The sequence below is a fragment of the Rhodococcus sp. 14-2483-1-2 genome, from assembly GCF_002259405.1.
GTDB lineage: Bacteria > Actinomycetota > Actinomycetes > Mycobacteriales > Mycobacteriaceae > Rhodococcoides.
Genome location: NZ_NPFW01000021.1, coordinates 204,181 through 228,016, shown reverse-complemented (window position 1 = coordinate 228,016; position 23,836 = coordinate 204,181). Strand labels below are relative to the sequence as shown.

At 65.8% G+C, this 23,836-nt stretch carries 20 protein-coding genes; 1 reads left to right on the top strand and 19 read right to left on the bottom strand.

Annotation, left to right across the window (positions count from 1 at the left end):
* Nucleotides 1-10: 10 nt before the first annotated feature.
* From CH295_RS19525 to CH295_RS19480, 10 genes are all read right to left on the bottom strand, one after another.
* Nucleotides 11-1,603, bottom strand: a complete 1,593-nt coding sequence (locus CH295_RS19525) for a ComEC/Rec2 family competence protein (protein WP_094741691.1) — start codon at nt 1,601-1,603, stop codon at nt 11-13.
* A complete protein-coding gene (locus CH295_RS19520) occupies nt 1,600-2,502 on the bottom strand; it encodes a ComEA family DNA-binding protein (protein WP_094741690.1) in 903 nt (300 codons plus the stop codon). The genes CH295_RS19525 and CH295_RS19520 overlap by 4 nt, the downstream gene beginning before the upstream one ends.
* Nucleotides 2,503-2,611: 109 nt before the next feature.
* The gene (locus tag CH295_RS19515; RefSeq protein WP_094741689.1) at nt 2,612-3,460 is read right to left on the bottom strand and encodes a DegV family protein; all 849 of its coding nucleotides are present in this window, start codon (nt 3,458-3,460) and stop codon (nt 2,612-2,614) included.
* Entirely contained in the window at nt 3,457-4,203 is a 747-nt protein-coding gene (octT, locus tag CH295_RS19510) for a diglucosylglycerate octanoyltransferase (protein WP_037193095.1), read from the bottom strand. Before octT ends, CH295_RS19515 begins: the two co-directional genes overlap by 4 nt.
* Entirely contained in the window at nt 4,190-4,843 is a 654-nt protein-coding gene (locus tag CH295_RS19505; RefSeq protein ID WP_094741688.1) for a histidine phosphatase family protein, read from the bottom strand. Before CH295_RS19505 ends, octT begins: the two co-directional genes overlap by 14 nt.
* Nucleotides 4,840-5,232, bottom strand: coding sequence for a ribosome silencing factor (rsfS, locus tag CH295_RS19500; protein ID WP_037193100.1), 393 nt, complete (start codon nt 5,230-5,232; stop codon nt 4,840-4,842). Before rsfS ends, CH295_RS19505 begins: the two co-directional genes overlap by 4 nt.
* Nucleotides 5,229-5,942, bottom strand: a complete 714-nt coding sequence (nadD, locus tag CH295_RS19495) for a nicotinate-nucleotide adenylyltransferase (protein WP_052047902.1) — start codon at nt 5,940-5,942, stop codon at nt 5,229-5,231. The genes rsfS and nadD overlap by 4 nt, the downstream gene beginning before the upstream one ends.
* A gap of 107 nt (nt 5,943-6,049) precedes the next feature.
* Entirely contained in the window at nt 6,050-7,465 is a 1,416-nt protein-coding gene (locus CH295_RS19490; RefSeq protein ID WP_094741687.1) for a vWA domain-containing protein, read from the bottom strand.
* A 1-nt stretch (nt 7,466) separates the two neighbouring features.
* Complete coding sequence (locus CH295_RS19485; RefSeq protein ID WP_037193103.1) at nt 7,467-8,348, bottom strand: AAA family ATPase; 882 nt, start codon at nt 8,346-8,348, stop codon at nt 7,467-7,469.
* 46 nt (nt 8,349-8,394) lie between these two features.
* Nucleotides 8,395-9,672 carry a glutamate-5-semialdehyde dehydrogenase gene (locus tag CH295_RS19480; protein WP_094741686.1) on the bottom strand — a complete coding sequence of 426 codons (1,278 nt, stop codon included), beginning with the start codon at nt 9,670-9,672 and terminating at the stop codon, nt 8,395-8,397.
* Nucleotides 9,673-9,784: 112 nt separating this feature from the next.
* Here CH295_RS19480 and CH295_RS19475 point away from each other — a divergent pair, with 112 nt between their 5' ends.
* Nucleotides 9,785-10,912: an NADH:flavin oxidoreductase/NADH oxidase gene (locus tag CH295_RS19475; RefSeq protein ID WP_170945986.1), complete on the top strand. Its 1,128-nt coding sequence runs from the start codon at nt 9,785-9,787 to the stop codon at nt 10,910-10,912.
* Between the two features lie 8 nt (nt 10,913-10,920).
* Here CH295_RS19475 and CH295_RS19470 read toward each other — a convergent pair whose 3' ends face one another.
* The 9 genes from CH295_RS19470 to CH295_RS19430 all read right to left on the bottom strand — a co-directional run bounded on the left by CH295_RS19470 (nt 10,921) and on the right by CH295_RS19430 (nt 23,758).
* Nucleotides 10,921-11,880, bottom strand: coding sequence for a D-2-hydroxyacid dehydrogenase (locus tag CH295_RS19470; protein WP_094741685.1), 960 nt, complete (start codon nt 11,878-11,880; stop codon nt 10,921-10,923).
* A 2-nt stretch (nt 11,881-11,882) separates the two neighbouring features.
* Nucleotides 11,883-13,313 (bottom strand): MFS transporter, encoded by a 1,431-nt coding sequence (locus CH295_RS19465; RefSeq protein ID WP_252342112.1) that lies wholly within the window; start codon nt 13,311-13,313, stop codon nt 11,883-11,885.
* A gap of 114 nt (nt 13,314-13,427) precedes the next feature.
* Nucleotides 13,428-14,624, bottom strand: coding sequence for a M20 family metallopeptidase (locus tag CH295_RS19460; protein ID WP_094741684.1), 1,197 nt, complete (start codon nt 14,622-14,624; stop codon nt 13,428-13,430).
* Nucleotides 14,621-15,979 carry an aminotransferase-like domain-containing protein gene (locus CH295_RS19455; RefSeq protein WP_230596346.1) on the bottom strand — a complete coding sequence of 453 codons (1,359 nt, stop codon included), beginning with the start codon at nt 15,977-15,979 and terminating at the stop codon, nt 14,621-14,623. Before CH295_RS19455 ends, CH295_RS19460 begins: the two co-directional genes overlap by 4 nt.
* A gap of 2 nt (nt 15,980-15,981) precedes the next feature.
* Nucleotides 15,982-17,160 carry a M24 family metallopeptidase gene (locus CH295_RS19450; protein ID WP_037193586.1) on the bottom strand — a complete coding sequence of 393 codons (1,179 nt, stop codon included), beginning with the start codon at nt 17,158-17,160 and terminating at the stop codon, nt 15,982-15,984.
* A gap of 222 nt (nt 17,161-17,382) precedes the next feature.
* Complete coding sequence (locus tag CH295_RS19445; protein ID WP_230596347.1) at nt 17,383-18,096, bottom strand: GntR family transcriptional regulator; 714 nt, start codon at nt 18,094-18,096, stop codon at nt 17,383-17,385.
* A gap of 15 nt (nt 18,097-18,111) precedes the next feature.
* The gene (locus CH295_RS19440; protein ID WP_037193114.1) at nt 18,112-19,587 is read right to left on the bottom strand and encodes an NAD-dependent succinate-semialdehyde dehydrogenase; all 1,476 of its coding nucleotides are present in this window, start codon (nt 19,585-19,587) and stop codon (nt 18,112-18,114) included.
* The gene (locus CH295_RS19435; protein ID WP_094741683.1) at nt 19,584-22,496 is read right to left on the bottom strand and encodes an FAD-binding and (Fe-S)-binding domain-containing protein; all 2,913 of its coding nucleotides are present in this window, start codon (nt 22,494-22,496) and stop codon (nt 19,584-19,586) included. The genes CH295_RS19440 and CH295_RS19435 overlap by 4 nt, the downstream gene beginning before the upstream one ends.
* Entirely contained in the window at nt 22,493-23,758 is a 1,266-nt protein-coding gene (locus CH295_RS19430) for an aspartate aminotransferase family protein (protein ID WP_037193116.1), read from the bottom strand. Before CH295_RS19430 ends, CH295_RS19435 begins: the two co-directional genes overlap by 4 nt.
* Nucleotides 23,759-23,836 lie beyond the last annotated feature (78 nt).

The following is a 23,836-nucleotide window of genomic DNA, read 5'->3' as shown; positions in this document are numbered from 1 at the left end:
GTCCGAGCACTCACCACAGAACGTGCGCCGTCCACAATGCGAGTGCCGCCAGGGCCACCGCCGCGGCCACCCACCGGAACACGATGAAACGCAGGGCCGTCAGCAGGGCGGCAGTCGACAACGCTGCCAACGCTGCGCCCCGGACGCCGTCGGGGACCACAACGCCCGCTACCGGCACCGACGCAGCCTCCTCCGCCACCGCGATCAACCACCACAGTGGTGCGGACGCCAGCTGCGCCACCAGTTCCGCGAGCGACCCGCTGACGGTGGCGATCACTGCTGTGACGATCCCCACCACCGTGATCGGAGCGACGACCGGTGCCGCCAGCACATTCGCTGCGACGCCCACCACGCTGAACGTTCCGGTCATGGCCGCGACCACCGGTGCCGTCACCGCGTGTGCTGCCGCTGCGACCGCCACCACCTCCGCTGCCGCCCTCGGCCACCCACGTGCGCGAAGCCAGTCGCCCCAGATCGGAGCGACGAGCACGAGCCCCGCGGTGGCGAACACCGACAGTACGAATCCGACATCCACCGCCAGCCTCGGCCACCACGCGAGCAGACCCAACACCGCGCCGCACAGCGCCGGAACCGCCTGCCTTCGTCGGCCGGTGACCAACGCCACCAGACCGATCGACCCCGTCACTGCCGCCCGCACCACACTCGGCGACGGCCGGGCCACGATCACGAAGGCCACGAGTACGACGAATGCCACCGCGACCGTTGCGCGGGGACCGATTCCGATTCCTCGCAGCACCAACAGAACCGCCCCGATCACGATGGAGAAATTTGCGCCCGACACAGCTGTCAAATGCGTCAGCCCGGCCGCCCGGAAGTTCTCGGTGACCGTCTCGTCCAACCGGGAAACGTCCCCGACCACGAGACCGGGTAGCAGACCTGCACGATCCGGTGGCATCGAATTCTGCGCAACCGCAGCAAGATTCGACCGGAAGGTGCCGGCGGTAGCAGAGATCGCCCCGGGCTCGTTCACGGTGACGGGCGGACCCGAAGTGCGGATGACGGCCACGCTCATGTCCGGTCGAAGCGGCACACCGAGCCTTCCCCGCACGGTGACCTCCTGGCCCGGCAGCAATGCCGACCAACTCGATTCCGGGGCGATGATCGACACCCGTCCGCCCACGTACAGCGCCTCACCGCCGACGTCCACGCGAGTCATCTCGGCCTTCGTCATCACCATCGAGGGCCCGGCCGACAACAGCAGGCGTGGGTCGTCCTCAAGCCGCACCGACGCGGTCACCCACGCCCGCTTCTCCGCCGCCGCAGCGACGGGATGTTCTGCCAACGAGCGCATCTGGAGCCAGGTCGCTCCCCCGAAGCACAACGCCAGCACGATCACCGCGACCGCACCGGACCGACTCGGCCCCGGCCAGGCGTGCCGAATCGCCAACCCGTGCAGTACTACTGCGACGACCAGCACCAACGCAACCGCCGACGCGGTGGCAGCGAGGGCAGCACCGGGTCCTCCGAGAATTCCGATCGCGGTGATCGACCAGCACACCGCAGCGGCCGGAACCAGACGCACGTCGAACGGCAGACGATCCTCGGTCTGCGGCGCACCGGTCGACGCGGTATCGGTGGTCACCCGACATGCACCAGGTCTCGGATCTTCGCCAGTCTGCCGGGCCCGATACCGTCCACCTCGGACAGCTGATCCACGGTTGCGAAGCGGCCGTTGGTCTCTCGCCAACCGACGATCGAGGTTGCGGTGACCGGCCCGACCCCGGGCAACGCGTCCAGTTCTGCGACGGTCGCGGCATTGAGGTCCACCGTCCCGCCGGGCGCGGCACCTCCGACACCGGCCGGTGCGCCGTCGCTACCGCCTGTCGATGTGCCGACCCCGGATGTCGTACTGCTCACCGGTGGAGCTGCCTCCGGCGGCACGACTCCGACGACGATCTGATCACCGTCGGCGACTCGCGCGGCCATGTTCAGCGCCAGCAAGTCGGCACCCTCGACTGCGCCACCTGCCGCGGCCACCGCGTCGGCGACTCGCGAACCCGGTTGCAGCCGAACCAATCCGGGGCGCGTCACGAGTCCGACGACGCTCACCACGAGTTCGGCCTCGGCGCTCGGCACAGGATCGACTGCGTCGTCGGTATCCACCGTTCCATCGGTATCCACGGTTCCATCGGTATCCACCGCGTCGGTCGCGACCACAGCGAGCGGCGGCGCAGGCGCCGGAGTCGGTGCGTCTCGAAACACCGCGAATCCCGCCACCAGCACGACGAAGACCCCGGCCGCCGCCATCGCCACTGCCCCCTGTTTCCCCGGGTCGACGCGGGCGGATCGCCACCGTGATGGCAGCAGGGTCGACCACGGGGTGCCGGTTCGTTGTGCTTCCGGCAGCAGCCAATCCGGTTCTGTGGACCCGGCGTCGGATCGCGAATCCTCGGGCCCGACGCGATCGTGGGCGGAATCGTGTTGTCTGCGCACGGAGTTCAATCGCGCCACCGTGTGCGCCCGATCGTCGTTGCCGCCCATGCTCGAGGACGCTAGTGCCCGCGATCGGTTCAGTCACCGACGTACGCAGGTCGCCGATTGCCCTGTGTACAAACCCTGAGGCTGTGGATCGACCGAGGGCTCGACCCGATTATCGGCGTCCCGGAGCCACGACGACACCGACCGCGCCGGGTCCGACATGAGCGCCGAGAACGGCACCGAAGGGGTAGACGTCGATGCTGGTCGAGTGCGGAATTCGGGAGGCCAGCATCGCGGCTACGTCCTCGGCTCGCTCCGGGCACTGCATGTGGTGCACCGCGAGCGCAACCCCCGATTCGTCACAGACCTCGGTCGCGGCAACGACGGCGGCGTCGACCAGCTTGTTCAGCGCCTTGGACGAGGTCCGCGCCTTCTCCTTCAACACCAGTTTGCCGTCGCTGATGTGCAGCACCGGCTTCATGGCCAGCGCAGTGCCGAGCAAGGCCGCGGCCGCGCCGATTCGGCCTCCCCGTCGCAGGTGGTCGAGTCGGTCGACGACGATGAAGCATCTCGACGCCGTCGATGAGGCGACCGCGTCGCGGTACACCTCGTCCAGCTCTGCTCCCCCGGCGGCCGTGTCCGCCGCGGCCAGCACCGCGAAGCCGAGTCCCATTCCGGCCGAGGCGGAATCGACGACTCGGACGGCCGAGCCCACGTGCTCTGCGGCCTGGCGTGCTGCCTCCCACGTGCTCGACAGTCCCCGGGAGATGTGCAAGGCCACCACACCGGCACCTCGGCTGCGTTCGAGCGCCGCGGCATAGACCTCGGTCAGCTCGCCCGGAGAGGCCCCCGCGGTGGTCACCGGCTTGCCCGAGGTGGACTGCTCGGGAATGTCGTCGACGCCCTCGCGATGGTCGATCCCGTCGACCAGCACATGCAGTGGCACCATCGCGATGCCTCGCTCGGCGGCGAGTGTGGCCGGCAGGCAGGACGAGGAGTCGGTGACGACGGCGACGGTCATGGCAATTCGGTCGACGTTCCGGCGGCGACGGGTCGCAGGACCTCCAGCATCGCGTCGGCGACCGCGATGTGGGCGTCCCATCCCCAGTGGATGCCGTCGGGGTTCGCGTTCTCGGACTCGATGTTCGGTCGTACGGCGTCGGCGAGGTCGACCATCGGGACGTTCCTGTCCGCGCTCCAGGCACGCAGCGCGCGAACGGCTGGTTCGCGACCCGAGTGCACCTTGCCGTAGGCATCGCAGCGGTGCACGGACGGATAGGTACCGATGACGGGAAGTTCGGGACGCACGTACGCCAGTGCCGCGCGGGTCTGTTCCAGATACTCGACGCTGAGCCGTGGCGGCAGTGCCACGGGCCAACCGAGATGCGACAGAACAGGTTGTACCGCTTGGTATCCCGCGCGAACCACGCGCCGGAGGGCAGGCGGTCGGACGTATCTGATCTGCTCCCGGAGCGCAGTCGGCAACGGCGACGGGAGTGAATCCATGCCGCCGATTCCGAGCACGACGGCACCGGCACGGGGAATGACTGCCCACACTCGCGGGTCCTGGGTCAGAGCCCACCACGCGTCCCGACTCGTCCAGCCGATCCGCGCAACCAACTCGACCGTCCAACCGAGTTCCGCCGCAACGAGATTGGGCCAGAGCCGCGGGTCGTCGACGGGTAGGCCGCCCTCGGGTCCGTAGTAGCTCAACGAGTCCGCGAGCACGAGCAGCGCGGGTCGCGCCGTCTCAGAGGACGTCACTGGCCACCCGCGCCGAGGCGTTCCACACGTCCAGTCGCCAGGACGGGTTCTCGCCGGGTCCGTGCGCACCGAGCTGAACCCAGCTGGTGTTCGCGAGGCCTCCGAGCACCGGCCAGCGATCGGTCGGCAGATCGAGCAGCGCGGCGGTCAGTGCCGCGATCAGACCTCCGTGTGCGACGAGGACGAGCGGGCGCTCGTTGCCGTCGGCACCCCACTCGGGGACGCCTGCCGCGAGTTCACGAACCAGCGGCACACTGCGTCGGGCGACGTCGATGCGACTCTCCCCACCGGGTGGGGCGATGGTGGCGTCGGCGCGCCAGGCCGGCCGTGCACCGGGGGCGATGTCGTCGACCGCGGTGTGGGTAAGTCCCTGCCACTGACCGAGATGAGTCTCGCGCAGACGCTCGTCCACCGACACCGCCATGCCGGCTGCATCGCCGAGCGCGTTCGCGGTGTCCAGCGCGCGCCGCAGATCCGACGAGACGATCTTGATCGGCTCACGCGTCGCCAGTTCGGCGGCGGCCGTCTTCGCCTGACTGCGGCCGAGCTCGGACAGATCGGTGTCGAGCTGACCCTGCATGCGGTCGGTGGCGTTGTATTCCGTCTGACCGTGCCGAAGCAGGATGAGCCGTCTGATCATTGCTCCGATTCCGGAGCCGCCGGATGCTGGCCGAGACCGGGAACCTCGATGGTCGGGCAGTCCTTCCACAACCGCTCGAGTGCGTAGAAGTTCCGCTCTTCGTTGTGCTGAACGTGCACGACGATGTCGGAGTAGTCCAACAGCGCCCAACGGCCTTCTCTGGTGCCCTCGCGGCGGACCGGCTTGTGTCCGGCCTCACGCAGCTGATCCTCGATGTTCTCCACGATCGCGTTGACCTGACGCTCGTTCGGCGCAGAGGCGATGACGAAGCAATCGGTGATGTAGAGCTGATCGGACACGTCGAGAATCACCACGTCGCCGGCCAGTTTGTCGTCGGCTGCGAGCGCGGCGATCCGCGCCATCTCGGCGGCTTCGGCTGTTGCAGTCACTTCGGTGTACTCCCACTCGTATGGCTCGGGTTCGCGGTCATTGCGCTGGTGACCGACCCTGCCGGTTGCTTCTTCTGGGGCGCTGGTTCCGACATGGTGACGGATCCGTCGAGACGCTGAGCGCCTCGTGGTCTGTAGAGATTCCTCTTCGAGATGTATTGCACGACGCCATCCGGTACGAGGTACCAGACCGGCCGATTCTCACCGGCTCGAAGTCGACAGTCCGTCGACGATATCGCGAGTGCCGGGATTTCCATCAATGTGAGAGTGTCCGCGGGCAACGATCGAAGGTGGTTGGCGAGATGTTCGACGCCGAGCTCGAACCCGGGACGCGAGACACCGACGAACTTGGCGAGCTCGAACAGCTCCTCCCAGTTCTGCCACGTGAGGATCGACTCGAGCGCGTCCGCCCCGGTGATGAAGTACAGCTCGGCATTGGGATGCTGCGATCGCAGATCACGCAGTGTGTCGACCGTGTAGGTCGACTTCTCCCGATCCACATCGACTCGGCTGACCGAGAAACGCGGATTGGACGCCGTCGCGATGACGGTCATCAGGTAGCGATCCTCTGCCGGACTGACCGACTTGCCTTCCTTCTGCCACGGGTTTCCGGTCGGGACGAAGATGACCTCGTCCAGGCCGAACTTGTTCGCCACTTCGCTGGCTGCGACGAGGTGCCCGTGGTGAATCGGGTCGAAGGTGCCACCCATCACGCCCAAACGGCGGACGGGCTGCCCACCGGTGTCGTCGCCGGAGTCGGATTCGCGCTGCACAACCGCCGATTCTACGTCCGAGGTGCCGCTGGGCGTCACACGCCTCACACCGGCAGCAAACGCGAGACCACGGTGGCGAGCTGCTGAGCCGATCGGCACTCGTGCATCGCGATCACGTCGGAGTACACCTTGGCCGCCGAATCGCCGGAACCCCACTGCGATTTCGGATCGGGATTGAGCCAGTACGCATGCTTGGCGACCGACACGATGTGCGCCAACGCCGGCAGCTTCGGTTCGCGGTAATTGGTGCGGGCGTCACCGAGAATCAGCACCGAGCTGCGACTGGTGACCGCATGCGCGTACTTCTCGTCGAACGTCGTCAGTGCATGGCCGTAGTCCGAGTGTCCGTCGTACGTCACGAGATCGGACTCACGGATGATGCGGCTCATCGCGGCTCCGAGGTCGGAACCGGAATCGAAGAATTGGGTGACCTCGTCGGTGGAGTCGATGAACGCGAAGATGCGTACGCGCGAGAACTGCTCTCGCAGTGCGTGCACCAACAGCAGAGTGAAATTGCTGAATCCTGCCACCGACCCCGATACATCGCACAGCACAACCAGTTCGGGGCGTGCCCGCCGAGGCTTGCGTTCGACCAGATCGATCGGGATGCCGCCGGTGGACATCGACTTGCGCAACGTCCGACGCAGGTCGATGGAGCCGTGCCTGCTTCGGCTGCGCCGCACCGCGAGTCGCGATGCCAACAATCGGGCGAGAGGTGTGACGTTGCGTCGCAGCGCCGCCATCTCCGTGTCCGAGGCCCGCAGGAAATCGACTTCCTCCGCGAGCTTGGGCACCCCGTAGCTCGCTACTCGCTCACGGCCCAGCTTTTCGGCCGACCGACGCCTCGTCTCGCTCTCGATCATCTTGCGCAGGTCCGCGATACGTTGCGCTGCAGTGCGTTTGGCAACCTCGGACTCGTAGTCGTCGGTGGGACGATCGGGTGCGTCGTCGCTGCGCCCGAGCAATCCGTCGAGAATCTTGCGCAGCAAGGTTTCGGGCGCAACGTCGCGCAGCGCCTGATATGCCGAGAACGACGGCCCGTTGGAGGACTTGTACTGTCCGAGCTCCTCGACCATCTGCGCCGCCAGCATCCGGGTCAACTCCGCGGCCTCGGCCGAATCGTCCGAGAGCAGATCCACCAACAGCTCGCGGAGCGCATCGATGTCGACGTCGCCGGCGTCGGTGCGCGGCAGCGCGGTATCGATCTGCCCCGAGTCCCTGGTGCCCGATGCCACCGGAAACCACAGGTCGAACAGGGCGTCGAACACTCCGCGATGCGTCGGACGGCGCAGCAGCGCACAGGCCAGACCCTCGCGAACGGCTTCTCGATCGAGCAGATCGAGAACCGACAGGACGCGTCCGGCATCGACCGTCTCCGACGGCCCCACCGAAATTCCACGCCGACGCAGTGCGTCGACGAAACCGATGAGGTGACCGGGAATTCCGTGCGGGGCCTGCATGTCAGTTGAGCCGGAGTTCGGCTGCTGCACGGACCTGGTCCGACTGATGCTTGAGCACCACACCGAGTGTGGAGCGAACCGCATCGTCGTCGAGGGTGTCCATACCGAGCGCCAACAGAGTGCGTCCCCAGTCGATGGTCTCGGCCACCGAGGGCAACTTCTTGAGCTGCATCGCGCGCAGTACCCGCACGGTCTTGATCATCTGCTCGGCGATGGCCTCGGGCAGTTCGGGAACCCTGCTGGCGAGAATCCGGCGCTCGAGATCGGCGTCGGGAAAATCGAGGTGCAGGAACAGGCAGCGGCGCTTGAGGGCCTCGGACAGTTCACGAGTGGCGTTGGAGGTGAGCACCACGAACGGCGTCCGCTCGGCCACGATCGTGCCGAGTTCTGGAATGGTGATCGCGAAGTCGCTGAGTACCTCGAGCAGCAGTCCTTCGATCTCGACGTCGGCCTTGTCGGTCTCGTCGATGAGCAGAACCGTCGGATCGGTCCGGCGAATGGCCTGCAGTAGCGGGCGCGCCAGCAGGAACTCCTCGGAGAACACGTCCAGCTTGGTCGAGTCCCAATCGGCAGCGGTGCCGGACTGGATGCGCAGGATCTGCTTGGCGTGGTTCCACTCGTACAGCGCGCGGGCCTCGTCGACACCCTCGTAGCACTGCAGACGCACCAGCTCGGCCCCGGTCGTCTGCGCGACGGCGCGGGCCAGCTCGGTCTTGCCGACTCCCGCCGGACCTTCGATCAGCAGCGGCTTGCCGAGGCGATCGGCGAGAAACACCGAGGTGGCGGTGGCCTTGTCGGCCAGATAGCCCGTCTCGGCCAGGCGCCTCTGGACGTCGTCCACGCTGGCGAACAGCGGGGGTGTCGTCGGTAGGGCACGATCCATGTCACAGCTCCTGATGATCGGGTCTGGCCGGGTACTGCGAGGGGTGTCAGTCTCGGACGTGTCCGTCGCCCCACACGGTCCACTTGGTCGAGGTCAATTCGGGCAAGCCCATGGGTCCACGCGCATGCAGCTTCTGAGTCGAGATGCCGATCTCGGCTCCGAAGCCGAACTGCTCGCCGTCGGTGAACGCCGTGGAGGCGTTGACCATGACCGCGGACGCGTCGACCCGCTGGGTGAACTCACGCGCGGCCCGGATGTCGGCGGCGACGATCGCCTCGGTGTGGCCGGTGCCGTATCGGTCGATGTGCTCGATCGCCTCGTCGATGCCGTCCACCACCTTCAGAGCGATGTCGAGTGAGAGGTACTCCTGCGACCAGTCCTCGTCGTGTGCAGGCACGAGCCCGGGCAGGTCCCCGTGCACCGTGACGCTGTGCATCTGGAATGCCTGGAGCAACCGCGGAACCATGGTCTCGGCGATCGCAGCGTCGACCAGCACGGTCTCGGCGGCGTTGCAGACGCTGACTCGACGGGTCTTGGCGTTGAGCACGATCTTCTCGGCCGTGTCCGGATCGGCAGAGGAATGGATGTACACGTGGCAGTTTCCGACGCCGGTCTCGATGGTCGGGACCGTGGCGTCACGCACGACCGCAGCGATCAGACCCGCTCCACCGCGCGGGATCACCACGTCCACCAGTCCGCGGGCCTGAATGAGGTGGGTGACCGTGGCACGGTCGGCACTCCCCAGAAGCTGCACCGCCGCCTCGGGCAGACCGTGTTCGCGCAACGCTCCCTGCAGTGCCTCGACCAACGCCGCATTGGACTGTGCCGCCGACGACGAACCGCGAAGGAGCACCGCGTTGCCGGACTTGAACGCGAGGCCGAACGCGTCGACGGTGACGTTGGGCCGAGCCTCGTAGACCATGCCGACGACTCCGAGCGGAACTCTCAGTTGCCGAATCTCGAGCCCGTTGGGCAACGTCGAACCGCGAATGATCTCGCCGATCGGATCGGGCAACCCGGCCACCTGCCGCAACCCGGCCGCGATGCCGTCGATGCGCGACGCAGTCAGCCGTAGACGGTCCAGCAGCCCCTCATCGGTACCGGCCGCTCGCGCGTTCTCGATGTCGACTGCGTTCGCGGCGAGTACCGACTCCGCCGCAGCGACCACAGCGTCGGCCGCGGCATGCAGCGCAGCGTCCTTCTCTGCGGTCGTCAGCAGTGCGAGCGCCCGTGATGCGGTGCGCGCTCGGCGCGCTGCGGCGTGCACGTTCTCGCGCTCGTCGGCAGTCGTGGTCACCGGTTCGGCCGAGACGGAAGCTGTCATGAACTACACACTAATAGGGGCCGGGAATGAGCGGCATCGCCGCGTCGTTGCAGCACAGCGTGAAGATCGTCGACCGACCGTCGATGCTGCCCGAAGACCGGAGGAACCACTTGTGAGTGTCCTGTTCGAGCCTCTGACCCTGCGCACTGTCACCTTCCCGAACCGGGTGTGGATGGCACCGATGTGCCAGTACTCGGCCGACGAGGCGGGCGACGATGTCGGCGTCGCGGGCGACTGGCATCGCACCCACCTGGTGAGCCGGGCGATCGGCGGTGCCGGACTGATCATCACCGAAGCCACCGCAGTGAGCCCCGAGGGCCGCATCAGCCCGTCGGACCTGGGCATCTGGAACGACACCCAGGCCGATGCATTGGCGAAGATCGTCGCCGAGATCTCGTCCTTCGGAACCGTCCCGGGCATCCAGCTCGCTCACGCGGGGCGCAAAGCCTCGACCGCTGCGCCCTGGTTGGGTGGCAAGTCCTTGCCTGCCGATGACTCCCGAAGCTGGGAGACCGTTGGCCCGTCGGCAGTGGCATTCGGTGACTACGCGACCCCACGAGAGGCGACGGCCGAGGACATCGCGAAGATCGTCGAGGACTTCCGTACTGCCGCGCAGCGCGCAGTGAAAGCAGGGTTCCAGGTAGCCGAGATCCACGGTGCGCACGGCTACCTGTTGCACCAATTCCTGTCTCCTGCCAGCAACACCCGTACCGACTCGTACGGCGGGGATTTCGCGGGCCGCACGCGTCTGCTGATCGAGGTCGTCGACGCCGTGCGTGAGGTGTGGCCTGCGGAGCTGCCGGTCTTCGTGCGACTGTCGGCGACGGATTGGCTCGACGAGCCCGAGAACAGCGAGAACGCTGGAAACACAGCCGAATTGGAGCCCCCGAGCTGGACGTCGGATCAGACTGTTGCGTTGTCGCAGATCCTCACCGAGCACGGAGTGGATCTGGTCGATACGTCGACCGGAGGTAACGTGCACGCCAAGATTCCGGTCGGTCCCGGTTACCAGGTTCCGTTCGCACGGCGAATCCAGAACGAGACCGCGATGCCCGCCGCTGCGGTCGGCATGATCACCGAACCCAAGCAGGCCGAGGAGATCGTCTCACAGGGCGAGGCAACGGCCGTGCTGCTGGCACGTGAGCTGCTGCGTGATCCGTACTGGCCACGGCGCGCCGCCCGCGAACTCGGTGTCGAGATGCTCCCGGCCGTGGCACCGCAGTACGAGCGGGCCTACTGAGTCTCCGCTCAGGTCGGCACGAAGCCGAGTTTCTTGTCCACGACATTGCGCAGCGGTTCGCCTCGGAAATGCCGAAGTGCGTTGTCCACGAACAGCTCTGCGAGCCGTTGCTTCCACCCCGAGGCATCGCCGCTCATGTGCGGTGTGACGATCACGTTCTCGGCCGTCCACAACGGATGGTCGGCCGAGAGCGGTTCTGTCTCGAACACATCGAGTGCGGCACCTGCGATGTGCCCGGTTGCCAGGTGTGCCAGCAGTGCCTCGGTGTCGAGCAACTCCCCGCGGCCCACGTTCACGACGCGTGAACCGGGTTTCATCGCGGCCAGCACCGAATCGTCGACCAGTCCCCTCGTCAGATCGGTCAGCGGGGCGACCAGCACCAGGTAGTCGGCCCGAGCTACCTCGGACGCCAGATCGGCACTGGCATGAACGGTACCGAAATCTCGGTCGCCCTCTCGTGCCGTCCGGCCCACACCCGAGACGGACATTCCCACCGCTGTCAGCAGGCTCGCGATGGCACGGCCGATCGCACCGGTACCCACGATCATCGCGTGGGCACCGTCGATGCGCTCGGTCTCGCGGTGCTGCCAGACCTTCGAATGTTGCAGTGCGCGCGAACGTTCGGAGTCCTTGGCGAACGCCAGAATCTGGGCCAGCACGAACTCCGCGATCGGTCGGTCGAACACTCCCCGCGAATTGGTCACGATCACATCGGAATCGACCAGGTCGTCGAACATCAACGAGTCGACGCCTGCGGCGGCGATGTGGATCCACTTCAGCGAGCCGCAGCGCGGCCACGCCGATTCGACTGCGGGAGAGAAGAAATCCCACAGCAGCAACGCGTCGGCACCGTCGACCGCATCGCCGAGGGTATCGGCGGTGGCGTACCGGACGTCGGCGACCTCCGCGACGGAGTCGAGTCCGTCGGGAAGATCGCCGGCGTGCAGAACGACGAGAACCGGCGCCACTGCTACTTCTTCTTGTATCCGACGAGCTCGACGCCGGACGCCGCAACCTCGTCGTCGTTGTCGCCGGGGCACTGGGTTCCGCGCAACGAGCGCCCAGCCGTTTCCGGCATCAGCAGAATCGGCACGAAGGCGATGGCAGCCGCGATCATCATGTACCAACCCGGAATCAGGTTCGATCCGGTTCGATCGATGAGGAACGTGAGGATCAGCGGAGCAGTACCGCCGAAGAGCGCCGTCGAGACGTTGTATCCGATGGCGAACGCTCCGTAGCGCACCTGAGTGGGGAACAGCGCGGGCAGGGTCGACGACACACAGGAGCACATGATGACCAGCAACACTCCGAGACCGAGGAGGCCGATGCTCTGGCCGATCAATCCGGTGTTGATGATCAGCAGGAACAGCGGAACGCTGAACACGAAGTACCCGACACAGGCAGCCAGCAGCAACGGCTTTCGGCCCACCCGGTCGGACAGAGCGCCGATCGGGTTGATGATCGCCATCATGATGATCATGATGGCCACGAGGGTGAAGTTGGACTGAGTCGTGCTGTGCCCCAACGTGTCGCTGAGATACGACGGCAAGAACGTCAGCACGGTGTAGTACGCGATGTTGAGCAGCAACACGAATCCCATCAGGATCAGGATCCGCTGCCAGTACGTCATGGTGGCCTTGAGTGAGGTGACGGCTCCGCCTGCACCCTCTTCGACCGTGCCGCCGTCGTCCTTGGCCTCGGCGAATACCGGTGAATCCTCGAGCCGGGTCCGCAGCCACAGCGCAACGATGCCCAACGGGAGCGTCACCAGGAACGGGATTCGCCAGCCCCAGGCCTCCATGGTCTCGTCGCCGAGCCCGACGTTGAGCAGGGTGCACAGGGTGGCACCGCCCACGGTTCCTGCGAGGGTGCCGAATTCGAGGAACGATCCGAAGAATCCGCGGCGTTTGTCGGGCGCGTATTCGGCCATGAACACTGCTGCGCCACCGTACTCACCACCGGTGGAGAAGCCCTGCACCAATCGGCAGACGAGCAGCAGCAACGGTGCGGCGATGCCGATGGTGTCGAATGTGGGCAGCACACCGATCGTCGCCGTGGCCAACGTCATCATCGAGACGGTCAGTACCAGGACCTTCTGACGCCCGATGCGGTCGCCGAGTGGGCCGAGCACGATGCCGCCGATGGGACGAATGATGAACGACGCGGCCAGCACGGCGAAGGTGGAGAGCAGGCTCGCTCCCCCGTCCTCGGACGGGAAGAAGTTTGCGGCGATGTATACGGCCAGGTAGCCGTACACCGCGTAGTCGAACCACTCCACGGCGTTACCGAGAGCGGATCCGCCGATGGCGCGATGCAGAACCTTGGTCTCGTCCGGGCTCAGAGTGTCGGTGCTCGGGGGATATCCGGTCGGCGATGCTGCCGACCCTGATTTTTCGGTCACGGTCGAAATACCTCTCGCTTTTGTGGACAAAGTGGAGCGTCGGTGTGGTACTTCGCAGCGTTCGACATTACGGCGATGCAGAACATGGGTTTCGGCCAACCCCCTCGGGCAGCGCTAAAGTCCTGGTAGTGCAGCAATTCTGGTGGCGATCAATGCGTACGTCCTTGCGCTGTCGGTCAATTGCCGCACGGCGACGGACTCGTCCGGCCGATGTGCTTGTTCTTCGATCTCCCCCGGACCGAGCACGACGGTGGGTATTCCCATCTGCTGTGCCACAAAACCACCATCGCACGATGCCGTCCAGATGTCAGTGGAACGGCCAAATCCGCTGTCGATAACCGATTGCACTGCGGTAGTGACCAATCCGTTGTTCACGCTGGTCAGAAAGCCCGGCATTTCCATCGCGATACCGATGCCGACATCGATACCGGACCCGGTGAGTTCCGCAGATTCGATGCGTGCCCGCAGATCGCCGACGACGCCGGCGGCACTTTCGCCGGGTAACAAACGGCGGTCGACGGTGACGACACACCGATCGGCGACCATCGAAGTGCCCGTTCCTCCCGCTATCGTCCCCACATTCCAGGTGGCCGGACCCAGTTCGGGGTCGGGGTTCGCGTCCAGCTCGGCCTGGGAGCCCTCGATGATTCCGATGATGCGTGCTGCAGCAGAGATGGCGTTCGCTCCGTTGCGTGGCTGACCCGCATGCGCGGATCGGCCACGAACCTCGATCTCGAGGTTCGTCGCGCCTCGGCATCCGACGATGGTGACCAGGTCCGTCGGCTCTGCCACCACGCAACAGCTGTAATTCCGTTGCGACGACGCGGCGACGAACGCTCGGATACCGAGACCGGTGTCCTCCTCGTCGACCAGACACGCCAAGGTCATCGGATACTCGTCCGCGAGACCGGCACGGTGCACTGCGGTCATCGCCGCAACCACTGCGGCCAGGCCGCCTTTCATGTCACAGGCCCCGCGGCCGATGATCCGGCCGTCTCGAACCACGGCGGAGAAGGGATCGGTGGTCCAGCCCGACCCCGCCGGAACCACGTCGGAGTGACCGACGAACAGAACTCCCGGCCGCTCGTCGGATCCGATGGACACGATGACGTTGGGCCGGCCCGGAGCCACCTCGACGGTCCGAACGTCGAATCCCAGTGCCCGACAGTGCTCGGCGAGCACCTTCGCAGTATTTTCCTCCGTGTCTCCTGGGTTCTCGCCGCCGGCGTCGATCAATGCCGCAGTCAGAGAGACGATCTCGTGCTCGTCGATCGAACCGAGAAGAGCGCGTTCGGAAGTCGAAACGGTCATCGGGTGGGATCGGAGGCGAGCAGGTGCTTGGACTTCTCCACCGCGGCCGCCAGTCGTCGGATTCCCTCGTCGATGCGTTCGGGCGTCGACGAGGCGAAGCACAGCCGCAACGAATCGTGGAACTTCCCACCCACCGACAACGCCGGCCCGGGTATGTAGGCAACGCCCTCGGCCAGCGCCGTCTCGAACAGGTCCTGCGTCGAGAAGTCGACGTCGTTGCCGCGCAACGTGGCCCAGAGAAAGAACCCTCCCTCGGGATCCGTTGTCGACATCGACTCGCCGAAGTATTTTTCGATGCTGTTCTGCATCGCGACCTTGCGGGGCAGGTACACCGAGGCCAACGATCGAAGATGCTCGTCGAGCAGGCCTCGCCGAATGTACTCGGCCACCATCCGCTGACCGGGCAGATTGGTGCACGTGTCCATGGCCTGTTTGGCGTTGACGATCAACTGCCGTGCCTCGGGGGCAGCGTCCACCCACCCCACTCGCAGGCCAGGGGCGATCATCTTGGAGAAGGTCCGCACCGAGAAGATCAACGGGTCGTTGGGACTGAGCGTGCCGAAACTGGGAATCGGATCACCCGAGAAGCGGAGCAGACCGTACGGATCGTCGTCCAGAATCACCGATCCCCACGTGTGCGCCAGCTCGATGAGCAGCCGACGACGCTCGAGCGACAGGGTGACCCCGGACGGGTTCTGGAAGTTGGGGATCACGTAGATCATCTTCGGCACTCGACCCGCACGCTCGACGAGCTCGGGCAACGCCTCGACGATGAGACCGTCACTGTCCATCGGGGCCTCGAGAATGTCGCCTCCGTAGCTGAGCACGGTGGCGGTTCCGTTGGTGTACGTGGGACTTTCGACGATCACCAGGTCACCCGGATCGATGAACAGCTTGCATGCGATGTCGAGACCCTGCATCCCGCCGGAGGTGATCACCACCCGCTCCTCCGTCGTGGGTTCACCCACCGAATCGAGATAGGTGAGCAACGCGTCGAGCAAGCCCGGATCGCCCTCGGTGGCACCGTAATCGAATGCGTCCGCGGTGAGCACGCTGCCGGCGATGTCGGTGAACGCAGCGGCCGGAACCGTCTCGGCGGCAGGAGATCCCATTGCGAATCGAACGATGTCGTGCTTCTGTGCAGCGAGCAGCGATGTCGAGGAATCGATCACCGATCCCACCAGTTTGTCGGTCCGCAGGGCCCAGGGAATGGCAGGAGTGGAGCCTGCGGAACGACTTTGGGTGGCAGGAGTGGAGCCTGCGGAACGACTCGGTGTGGCAGGAGTGGAGCCTGCGGAACGACTTTGGGTGGCAGGAGTGGAGCCGGCCGAACGACCCTTCGTTGATGCGGTCATGCTCACTCCTTCGTCAGTAGTTCTCGGGGGTATGCGGTGAAAGTTTCGAGGCCGTTGTCGGTGACGCGAACGGCTTCGGATACCTCGTATCCGTAGTCGTCCATCCACATTCCGCCGATGATGTGGAAGGTCATGTTCTCGGCGAGCACCGTCTCGTCGTCGGTGCGCAGGCTCACGGTGCGCTCACCCCAGTCGGGTGCGTAGGCGATGCCGATCGAGTAACCGATGCGTGACGGTTTGTGCAGTCCGTGCTTGGCCAGGCTGGTGTTCCACACCTGCGCCAGCTCGGTGGCTGTGACGCCTGCCCGTACGGTTGCGAGCACGTCGTTCAATGCTTCCCCGGTGGACTTGGCGAGGTAATCCAAACGCGGACTGGGCTTTCCGAGCACGATCGTGCGTGCCATCGGGATGTGGTAGCGCCGAAACACTCCGGCCAGTTCGACGACGGTGGTCTCGCCCCGCACGAAGGGTTGATGCGACCAGGTCAGGTGTGGGGTGTCGGCTCCGGCACCGGTGGGCAGCATCGGGACGATGGCCGGATGGTCGCCGCCGAAGTCCTCGGTGCCGCGCACCTGTGCGTTCATGATGGCTGCGGCCGCGTCGCACTGCCGCTCACCGACCGAGATCGACTGGTACGCAGCCGACATCGCCGACTCGCAGACTTTCGCGGCACCGCGCATCAGGGCGATCTCCGCGGGCGACTTGACCACTCGGACCCAGTTGATGAGCTCGTAGGAGTCGGTGAATCGGTATTCGGGCAGCGACTTCACCAAGGCCTCGAATGCCTTGGGGCTGAAGTAGTACGAGTCCATCTCCAGACCCACCTGGCCGTGCTCGAAGTTGTTCACCAGCCCCAGTTCGCGCAGCTTCGCGGCGACCCAGACGAATGGGTGAGTGTCCTTGCGCTGCACGAACGTTTCGGGGTAGCCGAAGGTGCGATCCTGCGGCAGCCACGATGTGCGAAACGCACCGTTGGCGTCCATCTCGCGGGCGAAGAAGTACATCTCTCCCTCGAGCGGGACGTACAGCATCTGCGGGGTGTAGAACGAGAGCGCGTTGTACCCGAGCAGGTAGTAGAGGTTCGCGGGATCGGTGACGATGAGTGCGGTGAGGTTCTGCGCTGCCATCCGCTCTCGGACGGCAGCGAGCCGGGCTGCGTACTCCTCGTCGGTGAACGTGATCGGCGTGCTGTTCGGGACATCGGGGTATCGAGCCAGGCCGGGAGCGGCCCGTCCTGCGGTTTCGTCGGGTCCGAGTGCGGTGACGTAGGCGGCGTCGGGTGAGTCGTTCACGGGCACCCCCTTCAGTGAGGTCGGTTTAGTAGATTGTTGACAATCAGGCTAGGCGCTGGCGTGAGAGGTTCGCAAGACTTCGGATGTAAATGCTGTGTTGCAGACCGGCGACTATCCCGGAGTGGCCAGTGCCGAGTGTTCGGCCTGCTCCTCGTCCATGGCACGAGTCAGGTCGTGGATGGCGGTGTCCATGTGCTCGTGTACACCCTTTTCCAGTGCGTCCCAATCCGAACCGAGCAACAGGTCGACGATCAGCTGGTGTTCCTCCACCAACGCCTCCGGCCGGTAGTACGCGGTTTCGAGGTTGGCCATGCAGATACGCGCCTCCGCAGCGAGTGTGGCGTACATCCGCGACATTCGGCTGTTGCGCGTCGCCGCGACCAGTGCGGTGTGAAACGCCAGATCCCGTTCGGCAAGACCTCGCCAATCCGCCCGATCGATGAACGGCTGCATCTGCATCACGATGGCCGAGAGCTCGTCGGCGGCCGACACCAGGCGCGCACGATCACCGTGCACCAGAGTCCATGCGGCACCGACCTCGATCGCCGCGCGGGATTCGTAGATTTCGGTGACATCCTCACTGCTCAGCTCGACGACGAACACGCCTCTGTTTCGGTAGCTGACGAGCAGCCCCTCTTGATTGAGGCGCTGCAGCGCCTCCCGCACCGGTCCCCGCGAGATCTCGAGTTCCGCGGCGACGTTGGCCTCGTTGATCTGCTCACCGGGGGCGTAGGACCCGTCGATGATGCGGTCGCGAATCTGGTCGGCAATGACCATCGACGTGTTGCGTGCGTCGATGGGCGTCAGTCGTCTCGAACTGGGCATGATCGAAAACCTCTCTCAGCCTCGGGGAATGGCGAAGTATTTGTACTCCAGAAACTCGTCTATGCCGACTTTTCCGCCCTCACGGCCGAGCCCGGACTGTTTGACGCCACCGAACGGCGCAGCCGGATTGGACACCAGACCCGTGTTGAGGCCGACCATGCCCACCTCGAGGCGCTCCCCCATCCGCAGAGCCCGGTCGATGTCCTGGGTGAAGACATATCCGACGAGTCCCCATTCGGTGTCGTTCGCGAGGGCGATCACCTCGTCCTCGGTATCGAACGGGACGATTGCTGCCACCGGTCCGAAGATTTCCTGTGACATCAGATCCGACGCCGAATCGACGTCCGTGAGGACCGTCGGCGGGTAGAAGTATCCGGGTCCGTCCGGGGCCACTCCCCCGACGATCGCACGCGCGCCGCGCCCCAGGGCGTCGTCGACGAGTGTCTGCACCTTGGTGCGGCCTGCGTCGTCGATCAGCGGACCCACCTCGGTACCGTGCGCACTACCGGCCCCCACCGACAACGCACCCATGCGCTCGGCGAGCTTGTCCGCGAACTGCGCTGTCACACTTCGATGTACGAAGAATCGGTTGGCGGCGGTGCATGCCTCACCCATGTTGCGCATCTTGGCGACCATCGCACCGTCCACGGCGCGTGCGAGATCTGCATCGTCCATGACGATGAAGGGTGCGTTGCCCCCGAGCTCCATCGAGGTACGCATCACCGTCGATGCAGCCTGTTCCAGCAGAATCTTGCCCACCGCAGTCGATCCGGTGAAGCTGATCTTGCGGGCCGCCCCGCTGCTCATCCACGAGCCCACGACACCCGACGCATCGGTGGTGGTCACGACATTGACCACTCCCGCCGGGACCCCCGCGTCGTGCAGGATTCCCGCCAGAGCCAGTGCTGTCAGCGGCGTCTGCTCGGCCGGCTTGAACACCACGGTGCAGCCTGCGGCCAGTGCCGGGCCGATCTTGCGAGTTCCCATGGCCAGCGGGAAGTTCCACGGAGTGACGAGGATGCACGGTCCCACCGGTGCGCGGGTGACCACGATCCGGTTCTTCCCGTCTCCGGTGAGGGTGTGATCGCCCGAGATGCGGACCGCCTCCTCGGAGAACCAGCGAAAGAACTCGGCACCGTACGCCACCTCACCACGAGCGTCGGCCAGCGGCTTTCCCATTTCCGCGGTGATGATCGCAGCGAGCTCCTCCGACCGCGCCATGATCAATTCGTATGCTGTGCGGAGGATTTCGCTGCGCGCACGCGGCGGCATCGCGGCCCAGTCGGCGGCGGCGTCGACCGCTGCGGCCATGGCCTTCTCGGCATCGTCGATGCTGCCGTCGGCGACGCCGGCGATGACCTCGCCGCTGGCGGGATCGATGACATCGAACCGGGCATCGGATGCTGCGGCTGTCCACTCGCCTCCGATGAACAGTTCGGTCGGAGCAGTGATGGTGGGGCGAGTGAGGCCGGTGGTCGAACTGGCGGTCATGTCCGCGGTCCTTTCGTCGAACGTGGATCGAGTATCTGCGCCAGGTGTACGGACGCATCGCTGGTCAGGTCACCGGTGAGTTGACGCACCTGCATGTGGCAGGAGAATCCGTCGGTCAGAATCGGAGTGTCTGGCTCGGCATCACGCAGTGCAGGCGCCAGGGCCTGTTCTGCGACGGCCATGCTGAGCTCGTAGTGCCGAGACTCGAAGCCGAAATTGCCTGCCACGCCGCAGCACCCGGTGGCCTCGCGCACCGCCTCGATACCGACGGCCGCCAATGCCGTGCGCTGAGTGGCGTTGCCGAACACCGCGTATTCGTGGCAGTGGGTCTGTACTGTCACCGAATCGGGAACCTCGGCCGAGGGCACCCACCCGGCGGCGGCCTGATCGATCACCGCGCCGGCGAAACTCTGTACCCGCGCGGCGACCCGTCTCGCGGCCGCAGTGGGAACCAGCTCCGGCATGTCCTTGCGGAACGCCGCCGCGCAGCTCGGTTCGGTGACCACGATCGGTCGGTCGGTGCCGTCGTCCAGTGCGGCAACGGCTTTCGTGAGGTGCTTGCGGGCGGCCTTCAGCTGGCCCGTCGAAATCCAGGTCAGACCACAGCACACGTCGGTCCGGCATTCGGTGCTGCGACCGGAATCCTCGAGCACGCGTTGCGCCGCGCCCGCGACCTCGGGGCGAAAGCCCTGGGTGAACGTGTCGACGACCAACACCACGTCGGCGGCGCGGCCTCCGCCGATCCTGATTTCGTGAGCCAGTTCCTTCGCCGACGCGAAGCGCGGCAACGGCCGCTCGGTGGTCAGCCCACCGAGTCGAGCCGCCAGGGCCGCGATGCGCGGGGTGAGCAGACGGTTGAGCAGCGGTGCCGTTCGCTGCGTCACCTTCAGCCAGCGGGGCAACCAGCCGAGCGAATAGTGCGAGAGCGGTCGCAGTCGCCCCGCATAGTGATGATCGAGGAACTCGGACTTGTACGTCGCCATGTCAACTCCGACCGGACAATCCGACGAACAGGCCTTGCAGGACAGGCACAGATCGAGCGATTCGGCCACGTCTTTCGATGCCCATCCGTCGGCAACGGTCGGCGAGCTGCGCACCATCTCCTGCAGCACCCGTGCCCGGCCCCGCGTCGAATCCTTCTCGTCGCCGGTCGCGCGGAAACTGGGGCACATGACGCCTCCCGACGCTGTGCGGCACTTGCCGACGCCGACACACGACTGAGTCGCGTGCACGAACGGATCCAGATCCGCCCGGGTTCCGATCTGGTGCAGATCGAAGGTCGTCTTCCATTCCCGCTGCGGGATGCCCTGCAGCATGAGGTTGTCCATCATCGGTTCCGGATCGGTGATCGACCCCGGGTTGAGAATCCCGCGGGGATCCCAGATGCGCTTGAACCGCGCGAACGCGTCGAGCATGCGGGGTGAGTACATCACCGGCAGCAGTTCCGAGCGAGCCCTGCCGTCGCCGTGCTCGCCGGACAGGCTGCCGCCGTGCTTGACGACCACGCGCGCGGCGGCGCGCAGGAAGTCGTACATCACCCGTCGCCCGGCGTCCGTACGCTGATCGAACGTGATGCGCACGTGCATGCAGCCGGCACCGAAGTGTCCGTACATCACGCCGGTCAGATCGTGTTCGGCCAGAAGCACGTTGAGGTCGGCGAGATAGGCGGACAGGTTCTCGGGTGCGACCGCCGCGTCCTCCCAGCCACCCCAGGACTCCACCCCGCTCGACAGGCGGGTCGCCAGGCCTGCACCGTCTTCGCGTACTCGCCACAGCGCTGTTCGATCGGCCGGGTCGGTGACGATACGGCCTTCCTTCACGCGTCCGAGACGACCGAGCGCCTCGAGCAGACGGGCGGCCTTGTTCTCCACCTCGGCGGTATCGGCTCCGTCGAGGTCGACATAGAGCCACGCGTTCCCGGCCGGCAGCCCGCGGACGGAGTCCGGTCCGCGCCGATACTCCATCGTCTGGGCGATGTTGTCGTCGATACCCTCCACCGCAGCAGGCGAGAACTCGAGTATGGCCGTCACGTCGGCCGCAGCAGCGACCACGTCGTCGTAGCCGAGGCAGAGCAACAGTGCAGCCGACGGGACGGGCACGACGGCAACGGTGACCGAGACGATCACCGCGCACGTGCCCTCGCTTCCGACGAGTGCACGGGCGACGTCGAATCCGTTCTCGGGCAACAGATGCGACAGGTGAAAGCCGGACACCTGTCGCGGTATGCGGCCCAGTTCGACTCTGAAGAGAGCGAGGTTGTCCGCCGCAAGCGAGTGCAGTTCGCGCGAGATACGTTCGGCGGCATCGGTTGCTGCCGAATCATCCGAATGCACTGCCTCCATACCGCTACGGGTCACGCGAAGAAGGTGCCCGTCGGCGGTGACCACGTCCATGGCCACCGTGTGGTCGGCTGTTCGTCCGTAGCGCACCGAGTGATTGCCGCACGCGTCGTTGCCGACAGCCCCGCCTACCGTCGCGCGTGTCTTGCTGGACGGGTCGGGCGCGAATGTGAACGCCCCCGACGTCCGGGCCACCAGCTCACGTTGCAACTCCGAGATCACGATTCCCGGTTCCACCACAGCCGTCCGCGAGTCGGTGTCCACCGAGATCACGCGATTCATGTGGCGGGAGAAGTCGAGCACGATTCCGCGGCCGATCGCGTTGCCCGCCATGGACGTTCCGCCGCCGCGGCCGATGACTGCGACTCCAGCGGCGCCGCACAGCGAGATCACTGCGACGACGTCGTCGGCGCTGCGTGGGAAGACCACGGCCGCAGGCGGAATTCGGTAGTTCGAGGCGTCGTAGGAGTACTCGGCGAGCCGCCGGGACGAGTCGTCGATCTCGATGCCCAACTCCTGCACTCGCTGCACGAGTGCGGAGACCGGAGACCGAACGGAAGCAGACGTCACAGCACGTTCTTCAGCGTGCGCGACAACGCGTCGAGGCCCTGCCGCATCTCGTCGTCGTTCACGATCAGCGCGGGAATGATCCGGACCACGTTGCCGAGCGCGCCGCAGGTGAGCAGCAACAACCCCTCGTCGATCGCACCCTGTTGCACGCGCAGGGCCGCCGCAGCATCGGGATTGCCTGCGCTGTCGACGAATTCGAGTGCCTGCATCAAGCCGAGTCCACGTGCATCACCGATGGCAGAGTGCTCGGACTTCAGTGCCAGCAGGCCGTCGAGCAGAACTCGGCCCTGCGCGGCAGCGTTGTCGACCAGACCTTCCTCACGCACGACGTCGAGCGTCGCGACACCCGCCGCAGCGGCGACGGCATTGCCGCCGTACGTACCGCCCTGCGATCCGGGCCACGCCTTTCCCATCAGCTCGGTCGATGCCGCGATAGCCGAGATCGGAAAACCACTGGCAAGGCCCTTTGCGGTGATGACGATGTCGGGCGTGATCGTCGAATGCTGGTGGCCCCAGAACTTTCCGGTGCGTCCGACGCCGGCCTGAACCTCGTCGACGATGAGGACGATCCCGTGGGTGTCCGCGCGTTCGCGGAGTCCCTCGAGGAAAGCCGGAGGCGTGGGCAGGTAACCACCGTCACCGAGTACCGGTTCGATGATGAACGCAGCGGTATCGGCGGGACTGGACATCGTCATCAGCAGGTAGTCGAGTTCCTTGAGCGCGAAAGCGACTGCGGTGTCCATGTCCCAGCCGTACCGGAAGGCGTACGGGAAAGGCGCGATGTGCACACCGCCCATGATCGGTGAGAATCCGGAGCGAAACTTGGTGCCCGCGGTGGTCAACGACGCGGCCGCCACCGTGCGTCCGTGGAATCCCCCGTGGAACGCGATGATGTTCGGCCGTCCGGTCGCCATGCGCGCCAACCGAATCGATGCCTCGACGGCCTCCGAGCCGGAATTGGCGTAGAACACGCTGTCCAGCCCCGCGGGCAGCACCTCGCCGAGCTTGTCGGTCAGCGCCAGAAGTGGCTGATGCATGACGGTCGTGTACTGCGCGTGGATGATCTTGCCCACCTGCTCGCGGGCGGCCTCGACCACACGGGGATGGCAGTGCCCGGTACTGGTGACGCCGATACCGGTGGTGAAGTCGAGGTACTTGCGCCCGTCCGTGCCGATGATCCAGCTGCCCTTTCCGTGATCGACGACGATCGGGGTCGCCTGCTTGAGTGCCGGGCTGAGGTGAGTGCGAGTCGACGCTGTCATGCCTGTCATCGTCACTCACCGAATTCAGATTGTCAACAATCTGCAATTGGCAGTTCGAGGCGGGTGCAACCGTCGGAG